A 15,983-nucleotide genomic window follows, 5' to 3' on the forward strand; every position below is an offset into this window, starting at 1 on the left:
AGGGCGCGTCGCGCTCCAAGGGTCGTCATAAGCACACGGCAGTCTGTACACAGCCTGGTCATAGAGAACGCCCAGTTTGGGTGAGGATGCTTGCACGTGCTTGGAAGGAGCACCACATGTCAGAGAGCACCGAGAACCCCGAGGGCATTCCGGCCGACAGCAACGGCCACGAGCACGACGGCCAGCTGCAGCGCCCGGTCCCGGAGTCGGCGCCCGTCGACCGCACCGACACCACCGCGGTGATTCCGCCCGTGGTGCCGTCGCAGCCCAGCTACCCCACGAACGCGGCCGGCACGCAGCCGACCACACCGTACCCCGCCCCCTCGGCACAGCAGCAGCCCACGCAGCAGTACCCGGAACCGCAGCCGAACCAGACGACCGCGGCGGAGCAGCAGCCCGCGCAGCAGTACCCGGCATCGCAGCCGAACCAGACGACCGCGGCGTACCCGGCTCCGCAGGGACAGCCCGTGAACACCGCCCACTACGGCAACGGCTCCTTCGGCACTCCGCCGAGCGGCCCCTCCGCCTACGGCGCGACCCCCGACCCCTCGTTCAACTCGGCGATGTACGCCGCCTCCGGCGCTTACACCGACCAGAACACCGCCGCCAAGGCCCCGAAGAAGCGCCGCGGCGGGGTGGCGCTGATCGCCGCGCTCGCGATCGGTGCACTCATCGGCGGCGCATCCGGAGCCGGCGTCACCGCGCTCGTGGTGAACCAGAGCGGCGGCGGTTCGTCGAACTCGGCCTCGAGCCCCACCAGCATCACGGTGAACAACCCCGACGACGCCAACCTCGTGACCGCGGTCGCGGCCAAGGCCTCGCCCTCGGTGGTCACCATCTCGGCCTCGGGCGACAACGCCGCCGGCACCGGATCGGGCGTCGTGCTGACTGCCGACGGCTACATCGTCACCAACACCCATGTGGTGACGCTCGACGGAGCCACCGGCAACGCCGAGATCAAGGCGCAGACCAACGACGGCCGCATCTACGACGCCACCGTCGTGGGCACCGACCCCGTGGCCGACCTCGCCGTGATCAAGCTCACCGATGCCAAGGGACTCACCCCGATCGAGTTCGCCGACTCGTCGAAGCTCAACGTGGGCGACCAGACGGTGGCCATCGGCTCGCCGCTCGGCCTGAACGGCACCGTCACCGACGGCATCGTGAGCGCGCTGAACCGCAGCATCACGGTCGCCTCCTCGGCTGCACCGAAGGACACCGAGACCAACCCGAGCCCCGACGAGGGCTCGCAGGGCCCGTACGACTTCTGGAACTTCGACCTGCCCGGCCAGGACGGCCAGCAGCAGCAACAGCAGCAGTCCACCCAGCAGTCGTCCATCTCGCTCTCGGTCATCCAGACCGACGCGGCCATCAACCCGGGCAACTCGGGCGGTGCCCTGCTCAACTCCGAGGGACAGCTGATCGGCATCAACGTGGCGATCGCGAGCGCCGGCAGCAGCGGAGACAGCAGCACCCAGTCGGGCAACATCGGAGTGGGCTTCTCGATTCCGGCCAACCTCGTCAAGCGCGTGACCGACGAGATCATCAAGAACGGCTCGGCCACGCACGGGCTGCTGGGCGCCACGGTGGCCGACGCGGCCGCTCAGCCCAACAGCACGCAGGGCGGCGCCTACATCGACTCCGTCACCTCGGGTGGTGCGGCCGAGAAGGCGGGCCTCAAGGCCGGTGACATCGTCACGGCGCTGAACGACCAGCCGGTCACCGACTCGATCGACCTGACCGCCCTGGTGCGCACCCTGCCCGCCGGCGGCGAGGCCACGCTCACCTACGTGCGCGACGGCAAGTCACAGACCGCCGACGTGACGCTCGGCCAGCTCGCCGGCTAGCACCGGCCCACGAGCCTCGCGCACCCCCGCGACTCGCCCCGAATCGGAGCGCGACACGGCGTGTCGCCCCAGTTCGGGACGAGTCGCGGGGGTGGCCGGCGTCTGGGGTCCGGGGAGGCGCGGCTGGTAGGCTCGGGCGGATGCCGATGACCGACCCCCATGAGAACGTCGAGCCGGCGCTCCCCGCGTCGCCGGCCGCCCTGCCGGGGGTGTCGTACGTGATGCCGGTGCTCAACGAGGTCACGCACGTCGAGGCCGCCATCGCGAGTCTGCTCGATCAGGACTACACCGGCCCGTTCGACGTGATCGTGGCGCTCGGCCCCTCCATCGACGGCACCACCGAGCTGGTGGAACGGCTCTCGGTGGTCGACCCCCGCATCCGCGTGATCGACAACCCCACGGGTTCGACGCCGAGTGGCCTGAACGTGGCCATCGCGGAGTCGGTGCACCCGGTGGTCGTGCGGGTCGACGCCCACTCGCTGCTGCCGCGGGACTACACCTCGGTGGCGGTCGAGGCACTGCTCCGCACCGACGCCGCGAACGTGGGCGGCATCATGAAGGCCGAGGGCACCACCGCGTTCGAGCGGGCGGTCGCCCACGCCTACGGCTCCAAGGCAGGCCTGGGCGGCGGCGCCCACCACCTGGGCGGCGAGGAGGGGCCGGCCGAGACCGTGTACCTCGGCGTCTTCCAGCGCACCTGGCTCACCCGCGTGGGCCTGTTCAACGAAGACATCCGCCGCGGGCAGGACTGGGAGCTCAACCGACGCCTGCGCGAAGCGGGCGGCACGGTGTGGTTCACCCCGAAGCTGGTGGTCACCTACCGGCCGCGGCCCTCCCTCGAGCGGCTCGCCCGCCAGTTCTTCTCCACCGGTCTCTGGCGCGGAGAGCTCGCCAGGCGCTTCTTCACCGCCAACGCGCTGAAGTACTTCGTGCCGCCCGTGATGGTGACACTGGCGGTGCTCGGTTTCGTCGCCGGGGTCGCGGGGCTGATCACCCTCGCCACCGATCCGCCCGGTGCCGGGCGCGTGGCGGGCACGGGTCTCCTGCTGGGCTTCGCCGTTCCGGTGGTCTACCTGCTGTTCGTGGCCGTCGCCGCGATCGGTGCGGCACGGGCCGGCGGCGTTCGCACCGGTGCGTGGTTTCTCGTAGTCTTGCCGAGCATCCATTTCAGCTGGGGGCTCGGCTTCATCCTCGGATTCCTCAAGCTCACCTCGAACATCACCGCGCACACGGGAAGGTGACCGTGCCCCACGCCCCCTCCGGCCGGCCGTCGTCGATCGCCGAGCTCAAGGCCGTCGCGCAGCCCCCCGAGGTGCGCGGCCGCCGTAACGCCGAGCACTGGACCGCATCGCTGTACCTGCGCCGCCTCTCGCCGTACCTCACCTGGATGCTGCTGAAGACGTCGATCTCGGCGAACGGCGTCACCGGCCTGATGATCCTCACCGGCTGGGCCACGGCCGCGGCGCTGCTCATCCCGGGCATCGGCGGAGCCGCCCTCGCCCTCGTGCTCGGCCAGCTGCAGATGCTGATCGACTGCTGCGACGGGGAGGTGGCCCGATGGCGCCGCACCTCGTCGCCGGCCGGGGTCTTCCTCGACAAGGTGGGGCACTACACGACCGAGTCGCTCATCCCCATCGCCCTGGGCCTGCGGGCGGCGGGCCTCCCGTTCGACGCGCCGGAGGACTTTCTCTGGACCACGCTCGGCCTCCTGCTCGCTCTCGTGATCGTGTTGAACAAGGCGCTGAACGACATGGTGCACGTGGCGCGTGCCAACGCCGGGCTCGACAAGCTGGCCGACAAGAAGGGCGAGTCCGAGCCCTCGCAGGCGCTCGTGGCCCGGCTCCGGCGGGCGGCGCGATTCGTGCCGTTCCACCGCCTCTACCATTCGGTCGAGCTCACCATGCTGGTGTTCGCGTTCGCCGTCGTGGGCCTGTTCATCGGTGGCGTGCTGGCCGACCGCATCCTGCTGGTGGCCCTGGTGCCGCTGTCGCTGCTCGCCCTGGTGGGGCACTTCGTGGCCATCATGGCGTCGAAGCGGGTGCGGTCCTGAGTTCCGCCGGGGCACCAACGGGCGCCACGATGCCGGCCGCCACGACGCCGGCCGTCGGTGTGGTGCTGCTCACGCAGGGCACCCGCCCGGCCGAGCTGCGCCGGGCCGCCGAGTCGCTGCTGGCTCAGCAGGGAGTGGCGCTCGACATCGTCTGCGTGGGCAACGGCTGGCGGCCGGTGCAGCTCCCGGATGCGGTGCGCACGCTGGCTCTGCCCGAGAACGTCGGCATCCCCGCCGGTCGCAACGCGGGGGCCGCGGTCGTGGGCGGGGAGTGGATCTTCTTCCTCGACGACGACGCGAGCCTGCCGTCGCCGCGGTTCCTGGCCGAGGCGATCGCGCGCATCCGGAGTGACCCCTCGATCGGGCTGCTGCAGCCGCGCGTGGTCGACCCCGACGGGCGCGAGAACCCGCGGCGCTGGGTGCCCCGCATCCGCAAGGGCTCGCCCGAGCAGTCGGGGCCGGTGTTCTCGGTGTGGGAGGGCGCGACCCTGCTGCCGCGGCCGGTCTTCGACCGCACCGGCGGCTGGGCGGCGCCGTTCTTCTACGCCCACGAGGGCATCGAGCTGGCCTGGCGGGTGTGGGATCAGGGGCTGCGCACCTGGTACGACGGGCAGCTCGTCGCGCACCACCCGGCCATCGAGCCCACCCGGCACGCGTACTACTACCGCCTCAACGCGCGCAACCGCGTGTGGCTGGCGAAGCGCAACCTGCCCGCCGTGCTCGTGCCGCTGTACGTGGGCAGCTGGACGGGCATCCAGCTGCTGCGCTGGGCTCGCCGGCCGGCAGCCCTGCGTGCCTGGTTCGCCGGGTGGGTGGAGGGCTGGCGAACGGATGCGGGCGAGCGTCGCCCGCTCTCGTGGCGCACCGTGTGGCGGATGACCCGGGCCGGGCGTCCGCCCCTCGTCTGACCCCGGGCCCGGCGGGCAAGGTCACGATTCGAGAAAGAACGGCTCAGGCGAGGGCGATCCGGCGGGGGGCGCCGGAGGGCCTCGTTAGCCTTGACGAGTGGGAGTGCTGAACGACGCAAGACTCGGATTCGCGGCTGTGCGAGATCTCGTGCGGGCGCGCTCCGTGCGGCGCCGGCTCGCCGTTCAGTTGGCCGCCCGGCCGCCGCTGCCCACCCGCCGCTTCGAGATCGGCGTGTACTTCGCCGACTCGGCCGTGAACCTGTACCAGATCAGGCAGTGGTACGCACCGCTCGCCGAGCTGAGCGCGACGCATCCCGTGGTCATCCTGAGCCGCAATCCGGCCGGAACGAGCGCGCTGCTGGAGGAGTCGCCGGTTCCGGTCGCCTACGTGCGCAAGGTGAGCGACCTCGAAGACTTCTTGGGCGAGCACGATCTCAAGATCGTGCTCTACGTGAACCAGAACGCTCGCAACTTCCAGATGATGCGCTACGGCCGCCGGTGGCACGTGTTCATCAATCACGGTGAGAGCGACAAGATGTACATGGTCACGAACCAGTTCAAGGCCTACGACTACAGCCTCGTGGCCGGTGATGCAGCGATCGCCCGACTGCAACGCGTGCTGTGGGACTTCGATTTCGACAAGCGCGCCATCCCGATCGGGCGCCCCCAGGCCGACCACTACTCGGGCCGCACCCCGTTCGAGTCCGACGGGCGCACCGTGGTGCTCTACGCCCCCACCTGGGAGGGTGACCGGGCTGCGGCCGCCTACGGCTCGATCGCCACGCACGGCGTGAGCCTCGTGCGCGACGTGCTGGCCTCACCGGCGCACCGGCTGATCTACCGGCCGCATCCGCGCAGCGGTGTGCTCGACCCGGCCTACGCGGCGGCCAACCGCAGCATCATCCAGGCGATCGCGGCGGCGAACCGTGCCGACCCCTCGGCGCAGCACGTGCACGACACCGGCGCCGAGCTCGGCTGGCAGCTCGCGGCGGCCGACGTGGCGGTGGTCGACGTGTCGGCGATGGTGTACGACCGGCTCGCCACGGGTAAACCGTTGCTGATCACCCGCCCGGTGTCGGCCGAGGCGCAGATCGACACGGGCGGCTACCTCTCCGACTGCGAGTGGCTCACGGCCGACGAGGCGCCGCGGGTTCTGACCCGCATCGAGGAGGTGTCGCACGACTCCGCGGCCAGGCTGCGGCTGGGGCGGTGGGTGCAGCACTACTTCGGCGACACCCGGCCGGGTGCGGCCACGACGAGGTTCCACGCGGCCGTCGAGCACCTGTTGGGGGAGTGGAACCGGAACGCGGCGCTGCACGCGCGCGACGAGCAGGTGGCGCTGCACACGGGGCCGGCCGAGGACGACTAGAAGGCCGGCGGTGGCCGGTAGCTCACTGGCCGTGGTAGCTCAGTGGCCGTGGTGGCTCAGTGGCCGTGGTAGCTCAGCGCCCGCGGAAACTCAGTGGCTCGAGCGCACGACGAAGTACTTCGCCACCACCACGGTGACGCCCGCGATGAGCAGGAACACGGCGGCCGTGACGAGCATCGGCGTGAAGTCGTAACCCGTCTGGGCGAGCACCGGCGGGGCGTCGCTCTCGTGTTCGACCTGGCCGAGGGCAGCTGCGGAACCGATGCCGAGGAAGGCGATGGTGGCGAGCACGACAGCGGTGATGCGGTACTTCATGTTCAGCCCCCTTCCCTTGTGTTCCCTCGCGGCCCGATACGTCTTCGCCGGGCTTGTACACCAGGCTTCTACACCCGACGATTTCGGCTTATATACCCTGAATCGCCTCCAACGCTACCACTGCCAGGCCAGACACAGGGATTCAGATGCGGATGTCGGGAATTCCGGTGTCGTCCGCGGAGGCGCCGCCGCGCGGGCCCGGAGCCTCGATGCGCGCCTGCCGACGGCCGGGCAGCAGACGGCGCCCGCCCGTTTTCGCGCTCTTCCGGGTGCCGGGCGCATCCGGGTCGTCTCGCGTGGATCGGCGGGGCTCGACGGCTTTGGGTTCCTTCGGCGCCTTCATCACGATGGCCAGCGATTCCGGGAACGTCGCCGGCGGAGCCCCGAAGGCGGTGCGGGCCGACTGGATGACGGTGCGGCCGAGCATGAGGTTGCCCACGCCGCCGATGGCCGCCCCGACCCCGAACGGAATGGCCCGGCCCACCGCGTTGGTGCCCTGCCCGATGGCGAAGCGCTTCAGGAACGTCTTCTTCAGCTGGTCGGCCACCGGCCCCACGACGAACTGCGGGAGGCCGGAGGTCACCACCTGGCCCCAGTAGGCGTTTCGGCCCACCCCGCCGGTGGCCTGGCCGGCGATCTGGCGCAGCAGGTCGGTGCCGGCCTTGCCCATCATCATGGTCATCACGAGGGCACGAGCGCGATCGGGGTCGTCGGTGGCGATGCCGTGCACCTCGGTGACCGACTGGGCGAAGAGGGCCGTGGTCTCGAGGAAGCCCGCGGTCTCCACGGCGCTCAGTCCGAGTGACACGGCGGTGCCGACGAAGGGGAACATGGCGCTCGCACCCACGGCGGCGCCTCCGCTCGTGACGGCGCCCACGTAGCGGCGCTCGAGGATGGCGAGCAGCTGCTCGGGCGAGGCCTGGGGGTGCTGACGACGGATGCTGCGGAGGTGGGCGAGCACGACCGGCCGGTGGACACTCAGCAGACGGTCGATGTTGCGCTCGAGACGTGTGGGCATGGTTCTACTCTGGCGCGTCCGGCTGGGATGCGGGCGAGTACGCGGCGAGTTCGGCTCAGAAGCTCGCACAACGGCCCGCTCGTGCCGGAGAATGCACCTCGTGCGCCGATCTCATGCCCCCAAGAAGGTCCAGCAGTTCTCCGTGGTCGATGCGCTGGTCGCCGGTCTCTTCGACGGGGAGTTCCCGGTGTCGGAGGTGGTGCACGCCGGCGACTTCGGCCTCGGCTGCGGCGATCACATGGACGGCGAGCTGGTGCTGCTGGACGGTGTGTGCCGCCTGTTCCACGGTGACGGCTCGGTGACGGTCCTGGAGCCCGACGAGACGCTGGCCTTCGCACAGGTGGTGCCGTTCGCGCCCGAGCTGTCGGAGCCGCTCGAGGCGGTGGCCGGACTCGCCGAGCTGGTGGCGGAGGTGCGGGCCAGGGTGGCGAGTGAGAACCTGTTCCACGCCGTGCGGTTCCGGGGCCGCTTCGACAGCATCACCCTGCGGGAGGCCGTGCGGCAGACCAAGCCCTACCGGCCGCTGGCCGAGGCCGTGCACACCCAGCGCGAGACCACGGCGACGGATGCGCGGGGCACGATCGTGGGGTTCGTCACGCCGCCGTTCTTCCAGGGCATCGGGGTGGCGGGGCCGCACCTGCACTTCGTCGACGACGAGGGGCGGGTGGGCGGCCACGTGCTGGGGCTCGAGGGAGCCACGGGGGAACTGTCGCTGGAGACGTACTTCGGGGTGAGCATCCTGCTGCCGCATTCGGAGGAGTATCTCTCGGCCGACCTGGGCGCCGGACTCGACGCCGCGGGCGTCGATCGGGCGATCCGGCACGCGGAGTCGGACAGCCAGCACTGAGGCTCCGGGCGCGGGGAGCAGGCCGGTCGCCGGTAACCTGGCGCGATGGAGAACGAGCCCGCCTACGAGGTGCAGATCGTGCATCTGCTCGCCTCACCGATGCATCGCTACGAGGGGCGCCCGAGCGACGGCCCGGTGCCGGCGCCGGCCGAGCCCGAATCGCGGGAGTGGATCGAGCTGCGGGCCGGACTCGGTGTGGTGGGCGACCGCTTCTTCGGCCGGGTCGCCCACCGCACCTCGGCCGTGACGGTGATGGCGGCCGAGTCGCTCGACCACGTGCAGGAGGTGCTCGGCGAGGCCGAACCGTTCCCGCTCGCGGCTCCCCGGCGCAACATCCTGCTGCGGGGCGTCGACGTCGACGCGCTCACGGGCCAGGAGTTCACCCTCGACTCCGGCGACGGGCCGGTGCAGTTCCTCGGCCACCGGGCCGCGAGCCCCTGCGGCTGGATGAACGTGGTGCTGGCCGAGGGCGCGCACAAGGCGCTGCGCGGCCGCGGCGGGGTGCGCGCCGAGCCGCTGACGGGCGGCGTGCTGCGGCTCGGGCCGGCCGTGCTGCGTACCCGCGCATCCGTCGGCTGGCAGCCCACGCTCGTGTGATCGGCCCCACGGGGCCGGTGCGGGTTCTGCCGGGTGGTGGCAGCGTGGAAGCAATTCGTCGACCCCGCCGACCCCGCTGAACAGGAGACACGACATGGTGCGCTTCGGCTACACGCTGATGACCGAGCAGAGCGGCCCGAAAGACCTCGTGCGATATGCGGTCGCCGCCGAAGAGGTGGGCTTCGACTTCGAGGTCTCCAGCGATCACTACTCGCCCTGGCTCACCGAGCAGGGACACGCCCCGTACGCCTGGACGGTGCTGGGCGCCGTGGCCCAGGCCACCTCCCGGGTGGAACTGGCCACCTACGTCACCTGCCCCACCATCCGGTACCACCCCGCCGTGGTGGCACAGAAGGCGGCGACGCTGCAGCTGCTCTCCGACGACCGCTTCATCCTCGGGCTCGGTTCGGGCGAGAACCTGAACGAGCACGTGGTGGGCGAGGGATGGCCGGCGGTGTCGGTGAGGCAGGACATGCTCGAGGAGGCGATCCACATCATCCGGGAACTGCACACCGGTGAACTGACCACGTGGGAGGGAGACTACTTCCGGGTCGACTCGGCCCGCATCTGGGATGTGCCGGAAGGCGGCGTGCCGCTCGCCCTGGCCGTCTCGGGGGAGAAGTCGATCGCCCGGTTCGCCCCGCTCGGCGACCACCTGGTGGCGACCGACCCGGATGCCTCGCTCGTGCAGGGCTGGACCGAGGCGGCCGGCAAGCCGTCGCGCTCGATCGGGCAGATCCCGATCTGCTGGGGTCGCGACAAGCAGGCGGCCATCGAGAAGGCGCACGAGCAGTTCCGCTGGTTCGGCGGCGGCTGGTCGGTGAACGCCGATCTGCCCACCCCGGCCGGCTTCGCCGGGGCCAGCCAGTTCGTGCGTCCCGACGACGTGGCCGGGTCGATCCCCTGCGGCCCCGACCTCGACGAGATCGCCGAGAGCTTCCGGGCCTTCATCGACGCCGGCTTCACCGACGTCGCGCTCGTGCAGGTGGGCGACGAGGGGCAGGACGAGTTCCTGGCCGAGGCCGCCGGGCCGCTGCTGGAGAAGCTCCGCGCCCTCTGACTCCGACGAGGCCGCCGCTGGGAGTGGAAGTCCCAAGCGGTTCGGCGCTAGTTTCGGGGCGTGCAGAACCTCGATGACCCGCGGCCGGTCGCCGGTGCGACTCTGCGCCGGAGAGCGGTGGTCGTCGCGGTGGCGGTGGGCGTGGCGGCGGCGCTCGCCGGGTGCGGGTTGCTCGAGCAACCGGAACCGGCACCGACGGTCACGGTGACCATGACCACCACCCCGACCCCGACCCCGCCGCCCACCCCCACGCCGCCCACCCCCACGGCCGAGGCCGAGCCGGCTCCCGAGCCCGCCCCGCCGCCGCCCCTGCCTCCCACCGCTCCCAACGAGATGGGTGGCGAGACCGACGGCGGCAACACCCCGAACACCCCGGTGGTCTCCGACTCGGGTGCGCAGGAGTTCGCCGTCGGACCGGCCACCCAGGTGAACGGCTACGAGTACAGCTACGTGGTGCAGAAGGGCGACCAGGTGCTCGCCATCGCCTCGCGCTTCCAGCTGCAGACCGAAGACGTGGTGCGCGTGAACTTCCCGTGCTCCGACCCGCTGGAGCTGCAGCCCGGCGACGTGCTCGACATCCGCTGGCCGCTGCCCACGGAGCAGGTGGGCGCCGGCTGCTGACCCTGGTACCTCAGTGGGCGGCGAGGTAGGCGTTCAGGCGGGCGGTGAGGTCGTGGTCGATCCGCTTCGGCTCGCCGTCGAGGGAGACCACGGGCACGGCGCGGCGGATGCTCGACACCAGCCAGAGCGAGTCGGCCCGGTGCAGCTCGCTCGTGCGCAGCCGCACCGAGTCGGTCTCGAAACCGAGTTCGTTCAGGAACGCGAACGCCCGGCGCTGGGTGGTGCCGGGCAGGATGCCGAGGTCGGCGCTCGGCGTGGAGAAGCGGTCGCCCTCGCGCAGCAGCACGCTCGCGGTGGGCGCCTCGAGCACGAAGCCGTCGGAGCTGGTGAACACCACGTCGTCGGCACCCCGGCGCGCGGCCTCGCGCAGCGCAGCCGTGTTGACGGCGTACGAGAGCGTCTTCGCGCCCTGCAGCAGCCACGGCGAGGTGGCTGCCACGTCGTGCCGGTAGCCGCGGTCCAGCGTCACCACCCGCACACCCTCGGAGCGCTCGCGGGTGAAGTCGCGGCCGGGCCGCGCCACGATCCAGCCCGTGGGGGAGTCCTCACCCTCGATGCCGCGGGTGAGCACGAGCTTCACCGCCAGCACGTCGACGAGCGGAAGCGCGGCCACGGCCGCGGCGAACGCCGCCTGCCACACCGACCGGTCGGGCGCCGGCAGGTCGAGCAGGCGGGCCGACTCCGCGAAGCGATCCAGGTGCGCGTCGATGGCGGGAGCCGATCCGGCCGCCACCATCACCGTCTCGAACACGCCGTCGCCCCGGGTGGCCCCGAGGTCGAGCACGCTCAGGTGCGGCAGCCGGGCGTCGGCTTGCACGAAGGCGGGGGTGGGGGCATCCGTTCTCGGCTCGGACTCGTGCGAGACGGGTTGGTTGACCAGAATGAGAACAGGGACGGACACGCCTTCAGTGTGCTCCGCATCCCCCACCGCGGAAGCGGAACTCGCCGTGAAGGGGTAGACCGGACCAATGGCCCGAACCAGTCAGACAGAGATCGAACGCAAGTACGCCGTGGAGGGGGAGCGGTCGCTGCCCGACCTCGCCGGCGTGGGAGCGGCCTCGGGGGTGAGGGTGGAGAGCGTCGTGACGCTGGAGCCCTACACGCTCGAGGCGGTGTACTTCGACACGGCGGAGCTGGCCCTGGCTCGGCGGCGCATCGCGCTCCGGCGCCGGGAAGGCGGCCACGACGCGGGGTGGCACGTGAAGCTGCCGGCCGTCGAGGGGCGCACCGAGCTGCAGTGGCCGCTCGATCACGCGGCCGATGCGGATGGGTCAGCGGGCCCGGCCGCCGACGGTGTCGCCGGGAGTGCGCCGCACGAGGTGCCCCACGACGTCGTCGAGGCGGTTCGCGTGCACGTTCGCGGGCGTTCACTCACCCCGCTCGCGCAGGTGCTGACCACCCGCCGGGTGACCGAGCTGCGCGACGGCGACGGGCGCCTCGTGGCCGAGATCGCCGACGACGCGGTGCGGGCGACGGATGCGCGCGAGGGCACCACCCGGCTGTGGCACGAGTGGGAGGCCGAGCTGGGCGAGGCCGCTCCCGACACCGCCGAGGGGCGCGCAGCCCTGCTCGACGCCATCGAGGCACGGCTGCTGGAGGCCGGCGCGACCGTCTCGCCGAGCGTCTCGAAGCTGGCGCAGGCGCTGGGGCGCACCGGGCTGGGAGCCGAGGTGCCGTCTTCCGGCGACGGCGCCTCCACGGGTGCGGGACGCGTCGACGTGACGGCTGCCGATCCGCCCGCCACCGCCGCGGTGCGACAGGGTCTCGCCGAGCTCGTGGAGCGGTTGATCGTGCTCGACCCGGCCGTGCGCGACGACGAGGCCGACGCGTTGCACCGGTTCCGCACCACGATGCGTCGCATCCGTTCGGCTCTGTCGATCCATCGCGCCCTGTTCGAGGCCACCGCCGTCGACGGGCTGCGGGATTCGCTCTCGCGGTTCGGGGCGGTGCTCGGCGAGGTGCGCGATCTCGAGGTGCGGGCGGCCTGGGCGGCCCACGCCCTCGACGATCTCGCCGCCGAACGCGGTGTCGACGACCCGGATGCGGAGCGTCGCCTCGTTGAGGACACCCGGGCCGAGCACGCCGAGGCGCACGGGCGTCTGCTCCGCGCGATGGGCCAGCCGGTCTACTTCGGTCTGCTCGACTCGCTGGAGGAACTCACCGGCGCGGGCGCCTGGGCCGACCCCACCGCCTCGGAGGCCGCTCTGTCGCCGAAGAAGGAGGCGAAGCGAGCGCTGCGGAAAGCCGGCCGTCGGGCGCTGGCCCGGTCGGTTCCGGCCGACGATCTCGTCGACGCCGGGAGCGCCGACCTCGCGGAGGCTGCCGGATCGGCCGGTGCGCTGCACGATTCGCGCAAGGCGGCACGACGGCTGCGGCACGCGGCGGAGTTCTCGTCGACGGGCGCGGGGGCCGTGCTCGGTTCGTCGGCCCGCACGCTGAGCGAGCATGCCGAAGAGCTGCAGGATGCACTCGGACTCCATCGCGACGCGTCCTTGTTCGCCGAGTTCGTGCTGCTCACCTCGCGGCGGGCCGACGCGGCCGGTGAGAGCTCGTTCACGTACGGCGTGCTCTACCAGCGGTCGCTGGATCAGGCCCGGCAGGCGCTCGAGGTGGCCGAGGCGGCACGGCGGGCGCTGAAACGGACGCTGTGAGGGGCCGTCCGACTCCTGGGCGAGGGATCGGCGGGTGGCTCCAGCGAGGGCAGACAGCTGTCGAGGTCGTGTCATCGGAGAGCGCTCTCCGGCGCTAGGATTTCTGAGCCATGACCTCGCGCCGACTCGACATCCAGGGCCTGCGCGCACTCGCTGTGATCGCCGTCATCCTCGACCACGTCATCGGATGGCCACTCGGCGGTTTCGCGGGCGTCGACGTGTTCTTCGTGATCTCCGGGTTCCTCATCACGGGCCTGCTCATCCGCGACACCGGTCGTTCTGCCGACGGCCGGCCCTCGATGCGCCGGTTCTACGCGATGCGGATGCGGCGCATCGCGCCGGCCGCGGTGACGGTGCTCGTCGTCACCTGCGCCACCGCGTGGCTGCTGTTCAACCAGCCACGGTTCTGGTCGACGGTGTGGGATGCGGTGTCGGCGTTCTTCTTCGTGTCGAACTGGCGGTTCGCCGTCGAGGGCACCGACTACTTCCAGGCCCAGGACGCGGTCTCACCCCTGCAGCACTTCTGGTCGCTGTCGGTGGAGGAGCAGTTCTACCTGGTCTGGCCGCTGCTCGTGGTGCTGTTGCTGGGCGTCGTGGGCCGTCGGGCATCGCCGATGCGTCGCCGGGTCCTCCTCGGTGTGGCGCTGGGCATGCTGGGGGCCGCCTCGTTCGGGTTCGCGCTGTGGCAGAGCGCCGAGACTCCCGCGGTGGCTTATTTCTCCACCCTCACCCGGGTGTGGGAGCTGGCCTTCGGCGGGCTCCTGGCGGTGGCGGCGCCCCTCGTGATGCGCCTGCCCGTCGCGGTGCGGTTCGTGCTCGGCTGGGCGGGGCTCGCGGGCATCGTGGCCTCGCTGCTGCTGGTCGACTCGTCGTTCGCGTTCCCCGGCCCCTGGGCGGCGCCCGCCGTGCTCGCGACAGGGGCGGTGATCGCGGCCGGTGTCGGCGGGCGGCAGCCCTGGCTGTTCCCGCTGACCAACCCGGTGGCGGGCTTCGTCGGCGACCTGTCGTACTCGCTGTACCTCTGGCATTTCCCGGTGCTGGTGTTCACCCTGCTGCTGCTGCCGGAACAGACGCCTGCGGTCACCGCCGTCATCCTCGGCACCACCCTCGCGGTGGCGCTGGTGTCGTACTTCCTGATCGAGCAGCCGCTGCACCGCTCGCCCTGGCTGCGCGGGCGCGAGTTGCTCGCGCCGCCGGAAGCCGGGCGTGAGACTGGGCGTGAACGTGAACGTGAACGTGAAGGTGAGGCTGAGGTTGAACCCCAGCCCCAGCCCCGGCCCCGGCCTGAGCCCGAGCCGGTGCCGAGTCCCATGGGCGAGGGGAGCCGGGGCGCACGCCCGGTGGCTGTTCCCTCGGGGGTGCGGGCGCCGGCGGCGATCTCCGACCGCACGCGCGCCAAGGCACTCGCCGCCGAGGCGGCCCGCGCGAAAGCGCGCGCCGAGGCCGCGGCGTCGAGTGCTCCCGGCGCTCGGGCGGAGGCCGCGACCGGCGGGACGCGCTTCGGTGCGGGGGTGCGGCCGGGCGCCTCGGCGGGTGAGGGGAGGAACGCCGCGAGTGCGTCGCCGGTCGAGACGCTGGGCGACGCCCGTCGGCGGGCCTGGGCCGAGTGGCGGGAACGCTTCAGCGCGCAGTTCCTGCTGGCAGGGCTCGGGCTGGTGGCGATCGTCGTGGTGGTCGCGGTGACGGTTCAGCTCTCGGTCAAGGGCGACGGGCCGCTGGCCATCGAGGTGCCCCAGGGGGTTCCGGCGGCGGGACTCGGCGGGGACTCAGGCCCGGAGACCGACGACGGACAACCCACGGCGAACCCCGAAGACGCCATTCAGGCCGACCTCTGGGCGGCCGCGTCGGCCGCCGAGTGGCCCTCGAACCTCTCGCCCTCGATGGATGCCGCCATCTCGGAGACCTCGAGCCGCAACCCGGCCAAGGGCTGCTTCGAGGTGGGCGGCACGCCCGACTTCGGGCGCTGCACCTGGGGTGACGGCAACGCCCCGAACCATCTCTACCTCGTGGGCGACTCCACGGCGCTCGCCTACGCGCCGGCCTTCAAGGAGATCGCCGAGCAGAGCCACGGCCAGTGGAAGGTGACGGCGGTCGGGCTCTACGGCTGCCGATTCACCGACGTGCTGGTGCAGAACGACGGCTCCGGTGTGATGGACGCCTGCCCACAGCGCAAGGCCGACGTCGCCGCACAGATCGCGAGCGACTCTCCGCAGCTGGTGGTCGTCTCCAACGCCTACGCCCTCGGCAACGGAGCCGACCGCAAACCGCTCACGGTGAACGACCTGGTCGCGTCCACGATGGCGCAGGCCTCGCACTACGACGCCGCCGGCCGCATCGTGTACCTGGCTCCGCCGCCTCTCGGTGCCGATCTCGGCACCTGCTACTCGCCGGTGAAGAGCCCGCAGGACTGCAACGTGGGCATCGACCAGACCTGGAACGACTTCCAGAAGTCGTTCCAGGCGGCGGTCGCCGGCTCGGGCACGGGCGACCACGTGGTGAGCTCGCTCGGCTTCACCTGCGTTCAGGGCTACTGCCCGGCTTTCGCCGGCACCGTTCCCACGCGCTACGACGAGGTGCACATGACCCCCGAGTACGCGGTGCGCGTGGCCTCGTCGATCCGCTGGGAGCTGGCCGCCCAGGGCCTGATGTAACCCGCGACGGCGGCCTGTTCCCAGGGTCGGGCCGCGGCCCTGCCCTACG

14 protein-coding genes are annotated in these 15,983 nt (G+C 71.7%); 11 read left to right on the top strand and 3 right to left on the bottom strand.

Annotation, left to right across the window (positions count from 1 at the left end; translation table 11 throughout):
* Positions 1 to 116: 116 nt before the first annotated feature.
* The 5 genes from ACEXOR_RS13075 to ACEXOR_RS13095 all read left to right on the top strand — a co-directional run bounded on the left by ACEXOR_RS13075 (position 117) and on the right by ACEXOR_RS13095 (position 6,174).
* Positions 117 to 1,847, top strand: a complete 1,731-nt coding sequence (locus ACEXOR_RS13075) for a S1C family serine protease (protein WP_374850103.1) — start codon at positions 117 to 119, stop codon at positions 1,845 to 1,847.
* A gap of 146 nt (positions 1,848 to 1,993) precedes the next feature.
* Positions 1,994 to 3,088, top strand: coding sequence for a glycosyltransferase family 2 protein (locus ACEXOR_RS13080; protein ID WP_374850104.1), 1,095 nt, complete (start codon positions 1,994 to 1,996; stop codon positions 3,086 to 3,088).
* A 2-nt stretch (positions 3,089 to 3,090) separates the two neighbouring features.
* Positions 3,091 to 3,897: a CDP-alcohol phosphatidyltransferase family protein gene (locus tag ACEXOR_RS13085; protein ID WP_374850105.1), complete on the top strand. Its 807-nt coding sequence runs from the start codon at positions 3,091 to 3,093 to the stop codon at positions 3,895 to 3,897.
* 29 nt (positions 3,898 to 3,926) lie between these two features.
* On the top strand, positions 3,927 to 4,805 hold the full coding sequence (locus tag ACEXOR_RS13090; protein WP_374850106.1) for a glycosyltransferase family 2 protein: 879 nt from the start codon (positions 3,927 to 3,929) through the stop codon (positions 4,803 to 4,805).
* A 97-nt stretch (positions 4,806 to 4,902) separates the two neighbouring features.
* Complete coding sequence (locus tag ACEXOR_RS13095) at positions 4,903 to 6,174, top strand: CDP-glycerol glycerophosphotransferase family protein (RefSeq protein WP_374850107.1); 1,272 nt, start codon at positions 4,903 to 4,905, stop codon at positions 6,172 to 6,174.
* A gap of 90 nt (positions 6,175 to 6,264) precedes the next feature.
* On the opposite strand, the gene ACEXOR_RS13100 is transcribed toward ACEXOR_RS13095, so the two are convergent.
* Positions 6,265 to 6,489, bottom strand: a complete 225-nt coding sequence (locus ACEXOR_RS13100; protein WP_374850108.1) for a hypothetical protein — start codon at positions 6,487 to 6,489, stop codon at positions 6,265 to 6,267.
* 142 nt (positions 6,490 to 6,631) lie between these two features.
* The gene (locus ACEXOR_RS13105; protein WP_374850109.1) at positions 6,632 to 7,507 is read right to left on the bottom strand and encodes a hypothetical protein; all 876 of its coding nucleotides are present in this window, start codon (positions 7,505 to 7,507) and stop codon (positions 6,632 to 6,634) included.
* 100 nt (positions 7,508 to 7,607) lie between these two features.
* On the opposite strand from ACEXOR_RS13105, the gene budA reads away from it, so the two are divergent.
* The 4 genes from budA to ACEXOR_RS13125 all read left to right on the top strand — a co-directional run bounded on the left by budA (position 7,608) and on the right by ACEXOR_RS13125 (position 10,632).
* On the top strand, positions 7,608 to 8,354 hold the full coding sequence (budA, locus tag ACEXOR_RS13110; RefSeq protein WP_374850110.1) for an acetolactate decarboxylase: 747 nt from the start codon (positions 7,608 to 7,610) through the stop codon (positions 8,352 to 8,354).
* 45 nt (positions 8,355 to 8,399) lie between these two features.
* A complete protein-coding gene (locus ACEXOR_RS13115) occupies positions 8,400 to 8,951 on the top strand; it encodes an MOSC domain-containing protein (protein WP_374850111.1) in 552 nt (183 codons plus the stop codon).
* A gap of 94 nt (positions 8,952 to 9,045) precedes the next feature.
* Positions 9,046 to 10,011: an LLM class F420-dependent oxidoreductase gene (locus ACEXOR_RS13120; protein WP_374850112.1), complete on the top strand. Its 966-nt coding sequence runs from the start codon at positions 9,046 to 9,048 to the stop codon at positions 10,009 to 10,011.
* 60 nt (positions 10,012 to 10,071) lie between these two features.
* A complete protein-coding gene (locus ACEXOR_RS13125; RefSeq protein ID WP_374850113.1) occupies positions 10,072 to 10,632 on the top strand; it encodes a LysM peptidoglycan-binding domain-containing protein in 561 nt (186 codons plus the stop codon).
* A gap of 10 nt (positions 10,633 to 10,642) precedes the next feature.
* Here the strand turns inward: ACEXOR_RS13125 and ACEXOR_RS13130 are convergent, their stop codons facing one another.
* Complete coding sequence (locus tag ACEXOR_RS13130) at positions 10,643 to 11,533, bottom strand: aminotransferase class IV (RefSeq protein ID WP_374850114.1); 891 nt, start codon at positions 11,531 to 11,533, stop codon at positions 10,643 to 10,645.
* A 67-nt stretch (positions 11,534 to 11,600) separates the two neighbouring features.
* Here ACEXOR_RS13130 and ACEXOR_RS13135 point away from each other — a divergent pair, with 67 nt between their 5' ends.
* Together ACEXOR_RS13135 and ACEXOR_RS13140 are read left to right on the top strand one after the other, a co-directional pair.
* The gene (locus tag ACEXOR_RS13135; RefSeq protein ID WP_374850115.1) at positions 11,601 to 13,283 is read left to right on the top strand and encodes a CYTH and CHAD domain-containing protein; all 1,683 of its coding nucleotides are present in this window, start codon (positions 11,601 to 11,603) and stop codon (positions 13,281 to 13,283) included.
* Positions 13,284 to 13,393: 110 nt separating this feature from the next.
* Positions 13,394 to 15,934 (top strand): acyltransferase family protein, encoded by a 2,541-nt coding sequence (locus ACEXOR_RS13140; protein WP_374850116.1) that lies wholly within the window; start codon positions 13,394 to 13,396, stop codon positions 15,932 to 15,934.
* Positions 15,935 to 15,983: the final 49 nt, after the last annotated feature.

The organism is Herbiconiux liangxiaofengii (assembly GCF_041927335.1).
Taxonomy (GTDB): Bacteria; Actinomycetota; Actinomycetes; order Actinomycetales; family Microbacteriaceae; genus Herbiconiux; species Herbiconiux liangxiaofengii.

Bases quoted from the DNA above. Each gene is read 5' to 3' on its own strand.
- ACEXOR_RS13075 (WP_374850103.1), top strand. From the start codon at position 117: ATGTCAGAGAGCACCGAGAACCCCGAGGGCATTCCGGCCGACAGCAAC.
- ACEXOR_RS13080 (WP_374850104.1), top strand. From the start codon at position 1,994: ATGACCGACCCCCATGAGAACGTCGAGCCGGCGCTCCCCGCGTCGCCG.
- ACEXOR_RS13090 (WP_374850106.1), top strand. From the start codon at position 3,927: ATGCCGGCCGCCACGACGCCGGCCGTCGGTGTGGTGCTGCTCACGCAG.
- ACEXOR_RS13100 (WP_374850108.1), bottom strand. From the start codon at position 6,489: ATGAAGTACCGCATCACCGCTGTCGTGCTCGCCACCATCGCCTTCCTC.
- ACEXOR_RS13105 (WP_374850109.1), bottom strand. From the start codon at position 7,507: ATGCCCACACGTCTCGAGCGCAACATCGACCGTCTGCTGAGTGTCCAC.
- ACEXOR_RS13115 (WP_374850111.1), top strand. From the start codon at position 8,400: ATGGAGAACGAGCCCGCCTACGAGGTGCAGATCGTGCATCTGCTCGCC.
- ACEXOR_RS13120 (WP_374850112.1), top strand. From the start codon at position 9,046: ATGGTGCGCTTCGGCTACACGCTGATGACCGAGCAGAGCGGCCCGAAA.
- ACEXOR_RS13135 (WP_374850115.1), top strand. From the start codon at position 11,601: ATGGCCCGAACCAGTCAGACAGAGATCGAACGCAAGTACGCCGTGGAG.
- ACEXOR_RS13140 (WP_374850116.1), top strand. From the start codon at position 13,394: ATGACCTCGCGCCGACTCGACATCCAGGGCCTGCGCGCACTCGCTGTG.